Source organism: Marilutibacter maris (genome assembly GCF_006546735.2).
GTDB lineage: Bacteria > Pseudomonadota > Gammaproteobacteria > Xanthomonadales > Xanthomonadaceae > Marilutibacter > Marilutibacter maris.
The window spans coordinates 21392-33864 of sequence record NZ_VICD02000209.1; the positions used below are offsets into that span (position 1 = coordinate 21392).

Annotated in this window: 13 protein-coding genes; 9 read left to right on the top strand and 4 right to left on the bottom strand. The window is 69.0% G+C overall.

Annotated elements, in window-relative coordinates:
• Positions 1-43 precede the first annotated feature (43 nt).
• On the top strand, positions 44-841 hold the full coding sequence (locus FKV24_RS12245) for a TatD family hydrolase (RefSeq protein ID WP_141482569.1): 798 nt from the start codon (positions 44-46) through the stop codon (positions 839-841).
• Between the two features lie 139 nt (positions 842-980).
• Here FKV24_RS12245 and FKV24_RS12250 read toward each other — a convergent pair whose 3' ends face one another.
• A complete protein-coding gene (locus FKV24_RS12250) occupies positions 981-1811 on the bottom strand; it encodes a tRNA threonylcarbamoyladenosine dehydratase (RefSeq protein ID WP_111268064.1) in 831 nt (276 codons plus the stop codon).
• A gap of 79 nt (positions 1812-1890) precedes the next feature.
• Between FKV24_RS12250 and FKV24_RS12255 the strand changes: the two genes are divergently transcribed.
• Together FKV24_RS12255 and FKV24_RS12260 are read left to right on the top strand one after the other, a co-directional pair.
• Positions 1891-2355, top strand: a complete 465-nt coding sequence (locus tag FKV24_RS12255) for a cytochrome c (RefSeq protein WP_111266532.1) — start codon at positions 1891-1893, stop codon at positions 2353-2355.
• 288 nt (positions 2356-2643) lie between these two features.
• The gene (locus FKV24_RS12260; protein WP_111268065.1) at positions 2644-3081 is read left to right on the top strand and encodes a glycine zipper 2TM domain-containing protein; all 438 of its coding nucleotides are present in this window, start codon (positions 2644-2646) and stop codon (positions 3079-3081) included.
• A gap of 114 nt (positions 3082-3195) precedes the next feature.
• On the opposite strand, the gene FKV24_RS12265 is transcribed toward FKV24_RS12260, so the two are convergent.
• On the bottom strand, positions 3196-3405 hold the full coding sequence (locus FKV24_RS12265; RefSeq protein ID WP_036206291.1) for a cold-shock protein: 210 nt from the start codon (positions 3403-3405) through the stop codon (positions 3196-3198).
• 256 nt (positions 3406-3661) lie between these two features.
• Here FKV24_RS12265 and FKV24_RS12270 point away from each other — a divergent pair, with 256 nt between their 5' ends.
• From FKV24_RS12270 to FKV24_RS12280, 3 genes are all read left to right on the top strand, one after another.
• A complete protein-coding gene (locus tag FKV24_RS12270) occupies positions 3662-4147 on the top strand; it encodes a DUF456 domain-containing protein (RefSeq protein ID WP_141482570.1) in 486 nt (161 codons plus the stop codon).
• Between the two features lie 89 nt (positions 4148-4236).
• Entirely contained in the window at positions 4237-5409 is a 1173-nt protein-coding gene (locus FKV24_RS12275) for a phospholipase A (RefSeq protein WP_141482571.1), read from the top strand.
• Positions 5410-5497: 88 nt separating this feature from the next.
• A complete protein-coding gene (locus FKV24_RS12280) occupies positions 5498-6454 on the top strand; it encodes a patatin-like phospholipase family protein (protein WP_170288296.1) in 957 nt (318 codons plus the stop codon).
• Positions 6455-6491: 37 nt separating this feature from the next.
• Here FKV24_RS12280 and FKV24_RS12285 read toward each other — a convergent pair whose 3' ends face one another.
• Together FKV24_RS12285 and FKV24_RS12290 are read right to left on the bottom strand one after the other, a co-directional pair.
• On the bottom strand, positions 6492-7127 hold the full coding sequence (locus FKV24_RS12285; protein WP_141482577.1) for a glutathione S-transferase family protein: 636 nt from the start codon (positions 7125-7127) through the stop codon (positions 6492-6494).
• Positions 7128-7141: 14 nt separating this feature from the next.
• Positions 7142-8686, bottom strand: coding sequence for a fumarate hydratase (locus tag FKV24_RS12290; RefSeq protein WP_111266537.1), 1545 nt, complete (start codon positions 8684-8686; stop codon positions 7142-7144).
• A gap of 208 nt (positions 8687-8894) precedes the next feature.
• Between FKV24_RS12290 and FKV24_RS12295 the strand changes: the two genes are divergently transcribed.
• From FKV24_RS12295 to FKV24_RS12305, 3 genes are all read left to right on the top strand, one after another.
• On the top strand, positions 8895-10007 hold the full coding sequence (locus FKV24_RS12295; RefSeq protein ID WP_141482573.1) for a sensor histidine kinase: 1113 nt from the start codon (positions 8895-8897) through the stop codon (positions 10005-10007).
• On the top strand, positions 9997-10866 hold the full coding sequence (locus tag FKV24_RS12300) for a LytR/AlgR family response regulator transcription factor (protein WP_141482574.1): 870 nt from the start codon (positions 9997-9999) through the stop codon (positions 10864-10866). The genes FKV24_RS12295 and FKV24_RS12300 overlap by 11 nt, the downstream gene beginning before the upstream one ends.
• Before the next feature lie 128 nt (positions 10867-10994).
• A partial coding sequence (locus tag FKV24_RS12305) for an efflux RND transporter permease subunit (RefSeq protein ID WP_141482575.1) occupies positions 10995-12473 on the top strand: 1479 nt, incomplete at its 3' end.

A 12473-nucleotide genomic window follows, 5' to 3' on the forward strand; every position in this document is an offset into this window, starting at 1 on the left:
ACAAGCCGGTTCCGGCCGGCGCCGACACCCCCATGCTGCCGCCATGCTGATCGATTCGCACTGCCACCTGGACGCCTCCGAGTTCGACGCAGACCGGCGCGAAGTGATCGCGCGGGCGCGCGCCGCCGGCGTCCTGCGGCAGATCGTACCGGCGGTCGCCGCCGCCGGCTGGCCGGGGCTGCGCGAAACCTGCCGGCTGGCGCCGGGGCTGCACCCGGCCTACGGTCTGCACCCGATGTACCTGGCCGGGCATCGCGACGAGCATCTCGGGCAGTTGCGCGAGTGGATCGAGCGCGAGCGCCCGGTGGCGGTCGGCGAATGCGGCCTGGACTTCTTCGTCGACGACCTCGACCCGGAGCAGCAGGCGCATTACTTCGACGCCCAGCTGCGGCTGGCGCGCGAGTTCGAGCTGCCGGTAATCGTGCATGCGCGGCGGGCAGTGGATGCGGTGATCGCGGCGATCCGCCGCTTCGCTCCGCTGCGCGGCGTGGTCCACAGCTTCTCCGGCAGCGCCGACCAGGCGCGACGACTGCACGCGCTGGGCTTCCTGATCGGCCTCGGCGGTCCGGTCACCTACGAGCGCGCCAACCGGTTGCGCCGGATCGCCGCGCAGGTGCCGCTGGACAGCCTGCTGCTGGAAACCGATGCGCCGGACCAGCCCGACGCCGGGATCCGCGGCCAGCGCAACGAACCGGCGCGGCTGCCGCGGGTGCTGGACACCATCGCCGGCCTGCGCGACATCGCTCCGGACGAGCTCGCCCGCGCCACCGCCGCCAACGCCGAGCGCCTGTTCGCACTGCCGGCCATCGACGCCCATGGCAGCCCCGTAGGAGCGGCGTAAGCCGCGAGGGCCTTCCCATGAAAGCCTCATCGCTCCTACCGGAGGCTCTGACGGTGCGTACATGCGTTACGTAGGAGCTGCGTAAGCGGCGACCGGACCTTTCCGGTGGCATCCATCCCGACTCACGCCGCTCGCAACGTCAAGACGCCTTCCTGAGCAGCAGCTCGATCGCCTTGCCGACCGCCGCGAATGCGAAGGTGCCGGTGATGTGGGTGGCCGCACCAAGGCCGCCACCGCAGTCGAGCTTGAATGCCGCGTCGCCGTCGACCTTGGGACGCACGCCGCAGACCGAGCCGTCGGGCTGCGGATACTTCACGTTCTCCAGCGAGTACACCGCCGGCACGCTGAAGTAGCGCGACGGGCTGCGCGGGAAATTGAACTCCGCGCGCAGCTTCTTTCGGATCAGGGCCAGCATCGCGTCGTGCTCGGTGCGCGACAGGTCCCGTACCCGCACCAGGGTCGCGTCGGTGCGGCCGCCCGCCGAACCGACCACCACCAGCGGCAGCTTGCGGCGCCGGCACCAGGCGATCAGCTCGACCTTGCTGCGAAAACTGTCGCAGGCATCCAGCACCAGATCGAAGCGCCGGTCCAGCAGTTCGCCGATGTTGCCGGCGGTCAGGAAACTGGCGATCGCATCCACCGATATCGCCGGATTGATCGCCCGGCAGCGCTCGGCCATCGCCTCGACCTTGGCGCGGCCGTACTGGCCGTCGATCGCCGGCAGCTGGCGGTTGGTATTGGATACGCACAGATCGTCGGCATCGATCAGGCTCAGGTGGCCGATGCCGGTACGGGCGAATGCTTCGACCGCCCACGAACCGACCCCGCCCATGCCGACCACGGCGACCCGGCAGTTCGAGAACCGGGCCAGCGCGCCGGCGCCGTAGAGCCGGTCGACGCCGGCGAAACGCTCGATCAGCGACGGGTCCGGAACTGGGGAGGAAACGGCGGGGTCGTGGGCTTCAGGCATCGCCATAGTTTACGGACAGCGCGCACGGACGCGCAGTCGCGCATGCTATCTTGCCCGCCACACTCAAGGAGGCCAGGCCATGAACGACCCCCAGCCCAGCACCGCCGCCAAGGCACCTGCGGTCAGCAACGCATCCAGGTATCTGTTCCTGCTGATCCTCGGTCTGGTCCTGGGCGTGATCGCGACGGTGATGGCGCTGCGCGCGGTCGAGGCCCGCAAGACCCTCTCCGACCAGTTGCCCGACGCGGTGATGCACGTGCAGCAATGGCACCTCCAGCAGTTGCAGACCAGCCTGGAACAGAACCGTTGCGCGGCCACCGACACCCTGCCGCACCTGCGGACCCTGCGCGAGATGGCCAACGATCTGGAACCGGCGTTCCCGGACCTGCGCGACGATGAGCGTTTCGTGCAGAGCGCCAGCAAGATGCGCGCCGCGCTCGACACCTCCCTGGCCAGCCCGCCGCTCAACTGCGCCGGCGTCGAGGCGGTGGTCAAGCAGGTCGGCAGCGCATGCAAGGCCTGTCACCAGGACTTCCGCGGCTGAGCCACGCGGTTACCTGAACCTCCGGTCCCCGATCGCCACCGCGGTACCGGCGATTGGTGGAAGGTTCATCGGCGATCTCCTAGCGTGAAGGGCGTGAGCGTGTCGGCACCCAGACCGGCACGCGCCGGCCCGGCCCTGTCGTACAGGACCGGACCGCCACTCCCGTCCACCCAGGAGATCGACATGAACATCAACGACTTGAGCATGCTCGACCCGGGCCGCAGCGCCCGCGCGACACGCCGGGCGTCCGCCAGAACACCCGTCCTGGTCGGTGTGGCCGCCGCCGGCATGCTGGCGCTGACCGGCTGCGTCAGCTCCGGTTACGGCGGGTCCGCCCCGGGCTACGGCTACGGCAACCCCGCGCCGGCCCCGTCCTACGACAATCAGCGCTGCTACGACTGCGGCGTCATCACCCGGATCGAACCCTTCAGGACCCAGCGCGCCCCGAACGCGACCGGCGCCGTGCTGGGCGGACTGGTGGGTGCGGTCGCCGGCCGCGAACTGGCCGACGACAAGAGCAAGGGCCGTCGCAACACCGCGACGGTGGCCGGCGCGGCCGCCGGTGCGGTCGCCGGCAACGCGGTCCAGAACGCGGTCCAGACCCGCTACAACGTGCACGTGCGGATGGACGACGGCCGCACCACGGTGGTGTCGATGGACAGCGTCGGCAGGTTGCAGGCCGGCGCCCGGGTGCGGGTCGCCAACGGTCGCGTCTACGGCTACTGATCCGGCGCCCACGCACGCAACAGGCGCAAAGAAAAACCCGGCCATCCGGCCGGGTTTTTCGTATCGCCGACACGTCCTCGGCAGTCGCTGCCGCTGACGCGAAGCCCGGCGTGCTTACAACGGCTCGACGGCGTCGGCCTGCAGGCCCTTCTGGCCCTGGACGACGGTGAAGGAGACCTGCTGGCCTTCCTTCAGGCTCTTGAAGCCCTGGGTCTGGATCGCGCGGAAGTGCACGAACACATCCTCGCCATTCTCGCGGCTGATGAAGCCGAAGCCCTTGGCATCGTTGAACCACTTGACGGTACCGGTTTCACGGTTCGACATTGACTTGCTCCTTGGAACGTTGGTTTGGACATCGCTTGCGCGAAGTGCTGGTTGCAAGGAGGAAGCGAGGTGCAACGATGTAGCGGATCATCGGATCAACCGCATCGGGCCACGATTCACGGTGACCCTGGCAAACGCAGCGTCCGCAACTTACCCCGCACCATGTGAAAATGCAATCGAGCCCCATCCGTGGGCCGCTCGACCGGAAACCGGCCGGTTTCCCACCGCACACGACACCCCGCCGGGAGCCGATCGTTTGGACATCAATCACCTCTACTACATCCTCGCCAGCGTCCTGATCGTGATCGGCATCGCCGGCACGGTGCTGCCCGCCCTGCCCGGGGTACCGCTGGTCTTCATCGGCATGCTGCTGGCGGCCTGGACCGGCGATTTCCAGCAGGTCGGCTGGATGCCACTGGTCGCGCTGGGAGCGCTGACCGTGCTGTCGCTGCTGGTCGACTTCGCCGCCACCGCGATGGGCGCCAAGCGTGTGGGCGCCAGTCGACTTGCCCTGATCGGCGCCATGATCGGCACCTTCGCCGGCCTCATGTTCGGCTTCGTCGGCATCTTCGTCGGACCGTTCGTTGGCGCCCTGGTCGGCGAGTTGATCGACACCCGCCACATGGGCAAGGCGACCCGGGTCGGGTTGGGCACCTGGATCGGCATCGTGGTCGGCACCGTGCTCAAGCTCGGCCTGGCGTTCGCCATGCTGGGCCTGTTCCTGCTCGCCTGGTGGCTGTAGCCGCCGACAGCGGTCATCGCGGCCGGCTATCCTCGCCGCTACGCTGTTGCGATCACCCGCCGCCCACGCCAAGACGGATGCCAGTCCCGATGTCCACGCCCCTCCCCCAGCCGCCGCGCCGTGATCGGCGACTGCTGCTGCAGACCCTGCTCGTCCTGACCCCGCTTGCCGGCCACGCCCAGCAGGCGAGCCAGCCGGCGACCGCCGAAGCCTGCCTGCGCATCGATGCCGACGCCGACCGGCTGGCCTGCTACGACGCCTTCCATCGCCGCCGGGCCGGCACCGCGCGCGACGCCGACGTGGCCGCGCGCGAGGCGCGCGCGATCCAGGAGAACCTGGCGATCGGCGAACAGGTCGCTCCGGGAGCGGTGCCCGCGATCACCAGTGGCGGCGGCGAGCTGTACCCCAACGAGGACCCGCTGAGCACCGCGATCGCCAATGCCGGCAAGGGCTCCCTGCTGGACAGCCGCTGGGAGCTGGCGCGCGACTCCAAGCTGGGCGTGTTCAACTTCCGCGCCTACAAGCCGACCTACCTGTTGCCGGTGTTCTGGACCAGCAAGGTCAACGACATGCCGGCCTCGCCGAATCCGAACAACACCGTCACCACCCCGCTCGGCCTGCAGGACCTGGAGTCCAAGTTCCAGCTCAGCTTCAAGATGAAGGCCTGGGAGAACATCTTCGGCGACAACGGCGACCTCTGGCTGGGCTATACCCAGAGCTCGCGCTGGCAGGTCTACAACGCCGATATCTCGCGACCGTTCCGCGAGACCAACTACGAACCCGAAGCGATGCTGGTGTTCCGCAACAACTACCACCTGCTCGGCTGGAACGGACGCATGGCCGGCATCGGCTTCAACCACCAGTCCAACGGACGTGCCGACCCGCTGTCGCGCAGCTGGAACCGGGTGATCGGCATGGTCGGCGTGGACCGCGACAACTGGTCGCTGGTGGTGCGTCCGTGGTGGCGGGTCTCCGAGGATGCGGCCGACGACAACAACGCCGACATCGAGGATTACGTCGGCCGCGGCGACGCGACCCTGGTCTATGTCCGAGGCGGCCATCAGTTCTCGCTGACCGGTCGACACTCGTTGCGCGGCGGCGATCGCTCGCACGGTTCGTTGCAGTTCGACTGGGGCTTCCCGATCCACAACGCCTTGCGCGGCCACCTGCAGGTGTTCGACGGCTACGGCGAGAGCATGATCGACTACAACCACCGCGCCACCTATATCGGCCTGGGCGTTTCGATGCTGGAGTGGTACTGAGCCAAGCGCGCGGTCGCAGTCACGGAGACGCCTTCGGGCGATCATGGTCGACCGCCGCCGGCGACGACATGCGCAAGGAGAACACCCGATGAAGATGCGACGCATCCTGTCCCTCGACGGCGGCGGCATCCGCGGCCTGGTCAGCTGTGTGTGGCTGCAAGGGGTCGAGGAGGCCCTGCGACAGGCCGGCAAGCCCGGGTTGCTGAGGCGCTTCGACCTGCTCGCCGGCAGCTCGACCGGCGCCCTGGTGGCCTGCGGACTGGCGATAGGGCGCGGTCCTGCCGAGCTCGCCGAGCTCTACCGCAGGCAACGCCACGAGATCTTCCCGGGCATGGCCGAGCGGCTGTGGTCGCGCGCGGGGCGGCTGTTCACCCAGGGCCCGTCGGCGCCCCGCTACGACGGCAAGGGCCTGGAAAAGGTGTTGAAGAAGGCCTTCGGCAACGCCACTCTCGGCGAGGCGAAGAAGCCACTGCTGATCACCAGCTACGACACCGTGTCGCGCACGCCGGTGGTGTTCAAGAGCTTCAAGCCCGAGCACGCCGGCCTGCCGATGTGGGAAGTCTGCCGCGCCTCGGTCGCCGCGCCGACCTACTTTCCCGCCCACGGAATGACGGTCGAGGGCCGCAAGTGCTCGCTGATCGACGGCGGCATCGTCGCCAACAACCCGACCGCCTGCGCGATCGCCGAGGCGATGCGCAAGGACCGGCGCGTCGACAATGTCCACGACCTGCTGGTGCTGTCGGTCGGCACCGGCGAGCGCAACCGGCCGATCGCGCTCAAGTCCGCGCGCGAATGGGGCGCGCTGGAATGGGCGGTGCCGATCATCGACGTGCTGTTCGACGGCAACACCGACTCGGTCGACTACATCGCCCGCCACATCGTCGGCGACGGCTATTTCCGGATGCAGGCCGAGCTGATGCCGGGACTGGACGACCTGGACGACGTCAGCGAGACCAACCTGGCCGGGCTGGAATCGATGGCCGCCCACTACCTCGCACGCGCCCAGACCCGGCAGATGCTGGAGAGGCTGACGGCACGGCTGTGAACCGGTCGCCGAGGGCGGCCGGAGACGAGGACTGGATCTAGGTCCAGTCCTCGATACCCTCGCGGGCGTAGGCCTCGCGGAACGACGGCAACGCCTTCGTGCGCGCGGCCAGCGCCGACAGCGCCGGCCAACTGTCGCCCGGACGCGGCATGTTGCGCGACCAGCGCATCAGCATAGTGAACACGAAGTCGACCGCCGATATCGATTCGCCGAGCAGGTACGGCCCGTTCGCGGCCAGGTGCGCATCGACCTGCTCCCAGGCCGACTCGATCGCGGCTCGCGCCCGTGTCCGCACCGCCTCGGCGTGTTCCTCGCCGGCCACCTCGTCGGAGTAGAACCAGGCCCGGAAGGCCGGCATCAGGGTATAGGCGGCGAACAGCATCCAGCGGTAATAGGCCGCGCGCGCCGCGCTGCCCGGCGCCGGCGCCAGACCCGCCTGTGGATACAGATCGGCCAGATGCATCGCGATCGCGGTCGACTCGGTCAGGACCTGGCCGTCGATCAGCAGGGTCGGCACCCGCCCCTGCGGATTGAGCTTCAGGTACTCGGGCGACTTCTGCTCGCGCTTGCCGAAGTCGAGCATCACCAGCTCATGCTCGATGCCCAACTCGATCAGCAGCCAGTGGACGACCAGCGAAGCGGTGCTGGGCGAACCGTAGAGGACCGTACCCATCGGGGACTGCGCGCTCATTCGACCACCACCGGGATCTTGCCGATCGTTCCACTGGAGATCCGCGCCTGCCACTGGCGCGGGCCGGTGCGGTGCACCGACTCGCCGGTCGAGTCGACCGCGACGGTGACCGGCATGTCGCGGACCTCGAATTCGTAGATCGCCTCCATGCCCAGGTCCTCGAACGCCAGCACCCGGCTGGCCTTGATCGCCTTCGACACCAGGTAGGCCGAACCGCCGACCGCCATCAGGTAGACCGCCTTGTTGTCGCGGATCGCGTCGATCGCCGCATCGCCGCGCTCGGCCTTGCCGACCATGCCCAGCAGACCGGTCTGTTCGAGCATCTGGCGGGTGAACTTGTCCATCCGCGTGGCGGTGGTGGGACCGGCGGGACCGACCACCTCGTCGCGCACCGGATCGACCGGACCGACGTAGTAGATGAAGCGGTTGGTGAAGTCGACCGGCAGCGTCTCGCCCTTGTCGAGCATGTCGATCATGCGCTTGTGGGCGGCATCGCGACCGGTCAGCAGCTTGCCGTTGAGCAGCAGCACCTCGCCGGGCTTGAACTGGGCGACCTGCTCCCGGGTGATCGTGTCCAGATCGACCCGGCGCGCGTTCTGCGGATCGTAGGTCAGCCGGGGCCAGTCCTCCAGCGACGGCGGTTCCAGCGCCACCGGACCGCTGCCATCGAGGGTGAAGTGCGCGTGGCGGGTCGCCGCGCAGTTGGGAATGAGCGCGACCGGCAGGTTGGCGGCGTGGGTCGGATAGTCCTTGACCTTGATGTCCAGCACGGTGGTCAGCCCGCCCAGGCCCTGCGCGCCGATGCCCAGCGCGTTGACCTTCTCGTACAACTCCAGGCGCAGCTCTTCGGCGCGGTTGGACGGGCCGCGCGCGATCAGGTCCTGGATGTCGATCGGCTCCATCAGCGATTCCTTGGCCAGCAGCATCGCCTTCTCGGCGGTGCCGCCGATGCCGATGCCGAGCATGCCCGGCGGGCACCAGCCGGCGCCCATGGTCGGCACCGTCTTCAGCACCCAGTCGACGATCGAGTCGGACGGGTTGAGCATCGCGAACTTGCTCTTGGCCTCCGAACCGCCGCCCTTGGCGGCGACGATCACATCGACGGTGTTGCCCGGCACGACCTTCACGTTGACCACCGCGGGGGTGTTGTCGCGGGTGTTCCGGCGGCGTCCGGCCGGGTCGGCCAGCACCGACGCGCGCAGCTTGTTGTCCGGATGGTTGTAGGCGCGGCGCACGCCCTCGTTGACCATGTCCTCCACGCCCATCGTGGCGTCGTCCCAGCGCACGCCCATGCCGATCTCCAGGAACACGGTCACGATGCCGGTGTCCTGGCAGATCGGGCGATGGCCCTCGGCGCACATCCGCGAATTGATCAGGATCTGCGCCATCGCGTCCTTGGCCGCCGGCGACGCCTCGCGCTCGTAGGCGGCGGCGAGGTTCTTGATGTAGTCGACCGGGTGGTAGTAGCTGATGTACTGCAGGGCATCGGCGACCGACTCGATCAGGTCGTCCTGGCGGATCGAGACGGGCGAACTGGACACGGAGGAAGCGGGCTGGCTGGCGGTCACGGGATCGGCGGGCTGGCTGGCGGCTGGGGCGCATATTCTAGCGGCCCACGGCGGCGCATGCCCCATCGGCGCGCCGCCGTCGATGCGACGAAGCGAGCGCCTGCCGCGACGAAGCGATCCGACGACGACGCCACCGCCGCGCTAGCATGGGGCACCTGCGTCCGACCCGCGTCCAACACCCATGGCCATCGCCGTTCCCCATCCTCTGGGGCTCACCCACAAGCAGCTGTTCTGGGTCCTGCACCTGGGCGGCTGGCTGGCCTACGTCGGCCTGGGCTCCCTGAGCACGCTGGCCTACGGCAAGCCCGGCGGCTACGCGATGGTCTACCTGGCCACCGGCGCGACCGGTGCGGCGACCACCCTAGGGCTTCGCTACCTGCTACGCGCCTGCCGCGGCCGGCCACCGGCGCTGCAACTGGCGGTGATGGTGCTGCCGATCCTGGCCAGCTCGGCGTTGATGGAACGGGCCGGCCGCCACCTCAAACTGCAGTTCTGTCCCGATTGCCAGCCGGAGAACGCCCTGATGGTGTTCGCCTACGCGCTGGGCAACATCTACGTGGTGCTGGCCTGGGTCGGCCTGTACCTGGGTATCACCTACTACCGCAAATCCCAGGACGAGACCCGGCGGGCCCTCGCCGCCCGCACCATGGCCCACCAGGCGCAACTGAAGATGCTGCGCTACCAGCTGAACCCGCATTTCCTGTTCAACACCCTCAACGCGATCTCGACCCTGGTGCTGGACCGCGACAACGCGACCGCCAACCGCATGGTCCAGAGCCTGTCGGCGTTCCTGCGCCACTCGCTGGACAGCGACCCGATGCAGCGGGTGACCCTGCGCCAGGAGCTCGATGCGCTGACCCTGTACCTGGACATCGAGAAGGTCCGCTTCGCCGAGCGGCTGCGGGTGGAGACCGCGATCGAGGAGGATTGCTGGCGTGCCCTGCTGCCGAGCCTGCTGTTGCAGCCGCTGGTCGAGAACGCGATCAAGTACGCGGTCGCGCGCCAGATCGAGGGCGGCCTGCTGCGGATCCAGGCGCACCGCGACGGCGACCGTCTGATCGTGACGGTGACCGACGACGGTCCCGGCTGCATGGCCCTGGAAGGCGACACCCTGCCCGCCGGCAACGGCGTCGGGCTGCGCAATACCCGCGAGCGGCTGCAGGTGCTCTACGGCGACGCCGGCAGCCTGTGCGCGCGCAACCTGGTACGCGGACTGCAGATCCGCCTGCAACTGCCCTACGAGACCTCCACCAGCGCCGCCGAGCGCCGCCCGGGACGCGACGATGCCCGATGACCGCAAGCCGGCGCGGACACCGGCCGAGCCCCCGGCGCCTTCCCCGACCCACGCGCCCCCGATCCGGACCCTGATCGTCGACGACGAGCCGCTGGCGCGACGCGGGCTGGTGCTGCGGCTGGCGGCCCACCCCGACATCGAGATCGTCGGCGAGTGCGGCGACGGCGCCAGCGCGATCGCCCAGGTCCATCGCCTGCAGCCGGAATTGATGTTCCTCGACGTGCAGATGCCGGGCGCGGACGGCTTCACCACCCTCGGCCAGATTCCCGCCAACGAGATGCCGATGGTGGTGTTCGTCACCGCCTACGACCACTACGCGATCCAGGCATTCGAGGCCTCGGCGGTCGACTATCTGCTCAAGCCGGTCGACGAACGACGCCTGGCGCAGTCTCTGGAGCGGGTCCGCCAGAACCGCGAGTCCCGTGCCGCGCTCGGCCACTGTTCGCAGTTGCTCGGACTGCTCGGCGAGCTGAGCGGGCGCGCTGCGCTGGAACTGGACGAAGCCCTGCAGCCGGACGCGCTGGAACAACTGCAGAGCGACGACCGGCTCTCGGTCCGCGACGGCGGCCGCGTGGTCCGGGTACCGCTGCACAGCATCCGCTGGATCGACGCCGCCGGCGACTACATGTGCATCCACACCGACGACGACACCCTGGTGCTGCGGGCCACCATGCGCGAACTGGAACGGCAACTGGATCCGCGCCGGTTCCCACGCATTCACCGTTCGACGATCGTGAACGCGCGCCGGGTCACCGAGACCCGTCCGCACAACAACGGCGAAAGCTACCTGCGCCTGGACTGCGGCCAGGAGCTGAAGCTCTCGCGCAGCTACCGCGACCGCCTGCCGCTGCTTCAGTAGCCCGCCGCGTCCGCGACGGCAACGCTTCGTCGCGGCCCCCGCTCGCTTCGCCGCAGAGCATGACCAAAGGGCCATAGCCGTTCCGCCGCGCGCACGCATCGTGCCCTCAAGCCGACGCGGACCCGCCGATGAAACTCACCCAAGCCTCTCTCGCCAACCCCGCCGCGGTTGCCGTCGCCGTGTGCATGGTCTGCGTGTTCGGACTGATCAGCCTGCTGGACCTGCCCTTGCAGCTGTTCCCGGACATCGAGCGTCCGCAGATGTCGATCCAGACCTCGTGGCGCTCGGCCTCGCCGCAGGAAATCGAATCGGAGATCGTCGAGCCGATCGAAACGGTGATGCAGGGGCTGCCGGGGCTGGAGGAGATCTCTTCCAACATCAGCGCCGGCAACAGCTGGTTGAACATGACCTTCGCGGTCGGCAGCGACATGGACGCGACCCTGGTCGAGGTGCTGTCGCGGATGAACCGGCTGCCGCCGCTGCCGCGCGACGCCAATCCGCCGGTGGTGCGCTCCGGCGGTTTCAGCGCCGGCGACACCCTGACCTACTTCTTCGTGCAGAAGCTGGCGCAGACCCCGGGCAACGTCGACGATTACCGCAAGCTGATCGAGGACCGGATCGTGCCGCGGCTGACCGCGATCGATGGCGTGGCCGGGGTCGAGGTCTACGGCAACGACACCGACGAACTGGCGATCTCGGTGGATCCGCAGCGCGCCGCGGCGCTGGGTATCCAGCTTCCCGAGATCGCCGCCCTGGCGGCTCGCGCCACCGACGTCTCCGGCGGCTCGGTCGAGGTCGGCCGGCGCGAGTACGTGATGCGTTTCGCCGGCCGCTACTCGCCCGAGGCGCTGGGCGGCCTGATCCTGGCCTGGCGCGACGGCCGCCCGGTACGCCTGGCCGATGTCGCCAGCATCGACGTGCGGCCGCCGCCGGACGGGGCCGTCGCCTACCAGAACGGCAACCGCGCGTTCGGCCTGCGGGTGCTGCGCGCCAACGGCGCCAACGTGCTGGCGACGCTGGAGAACGTGGTCGGAACGGTCGACGAGCTTCGCGAAAGCGAGCTGCGTCCGCAGGGCCTGGACATCGCCCAGAGCTTCGACTCGGGCATCTTCATCCGCCGCGCGATCGGGCTGCTGTCCGGCAGCCTGGTGGCCGGTCTGGTGCTGGCGGTCGCCTGCCTGTGGTGGTTCCTGCGCGATGTCCGCGCCACCGGGCTGATCGCCTTCGCGATCCCGATATCGATCCTGGCGACCTTCATCGTGCTCAAGCTCAGCGGGCGCAGCCTCAACGTGATCTCGCTGGCCGGCCTGGCGTTCGCGGTCGGCATGGTGATGGACGCGGCGGTGGTGGTGGCCGAGAACATCGTGCGCCTGCGCGAGTCCGGAATGCCTGCGCTGCAGGCCGCGTTGCAAGGCACGCGCCAGGTCGGCGGCGCGTTGCTGGCCTCGACCCTGACCACGGTCGCGGTATTCCTGCCGGTGATCTTCATGGAGGACGTCGAGGGCCAGCTGTTCTCGGACCTGGCGCTGACCATCGCGATCGCGGTCGGCATGTCGTTGCTGGTCGCGATCACCGTGCTGCCGGCCGCGGCCGGGCGCTGGCTGGGC

What these genes read in the sequence shown, in the direction of transcription:
- FKV24_RS12245 (WP_141482569.1), top strand. Translation starts at nt 44, where the DNA reads ATGCTGATCGATTCGCACTGCCACCTGGACGCCTCCGAGTTCGACGCA.
- FKV24_RS12250 (WP_111268064.1), bottom strand. Translation starts at nt 1,811, where the DNA reads ATGCCTGAAGCCCACGACCCCGCCGTTTCCTCCCCAGTTCCGGACCCG.
- FKV24_RS12255 (WP_111266532.1), top strand. Translation starts at nt 1,891, where the DNA reads ATGAACGACCCCCAGCCCAGCACCGCCGCCAAGGCACCTGCGGTCAGC.
- FKV24_RS12260 (WP_111268065.1), top strand. Translation starts at nt 2,644, where the DNA reads ATGCTGGCGCTGACCGGCTGCGTCAGCTCCGGTTACGGCGGGTCCGCC.
- FKV24_RS12265 (WP_036206291.1), bottom strand. Translation starts at nt 3,405, where the DNA reads ATGTCGAACCGTGAAACCGGTACCGTCAAGTGGTTCAACGATGCCAAG.
- FKV24_RS12275 (WP_141482571.1), top strand. Translation starts at nt 4,237, where the DNA reads ATGTCCACGCCCCTCCCCCAGCCGCCGCGCCGTGATCGGCGACTGCTG.
- FKV24_RS12280 (WP_170288296.1), top strand. Translation starts at nt 5,498, where the DNA reads ATGAAGATGCGACGCATCCTGTCCCTCGACGGCGGCGGCATCCGCGGC.
- FKV24_RS12285 (WP_141482577.1), bottom strand. Translation starts at nt 7,127, where the DNA reads ATGGGTACGGTCCTCTACGGTTCGCCCAGCACCGCTTCGCTGGTCGTC.
- FKV24_RS12295 (WP_141482573.1), top strand. Translation starts at nt 8,895, where the DNA reads ATGGCCATCGCCGTTCCCCATCCTCTGGGGCTCACCCACAAGCAGCTG.
- FKV24_RS12300 (WP_141482574.1), top strand. Translation starts at nt 9,997, where the DNA reads ATGCCCGATGACCGCAAGCCGGCGCGGACACCGGCCGAGCCCCCGGCG.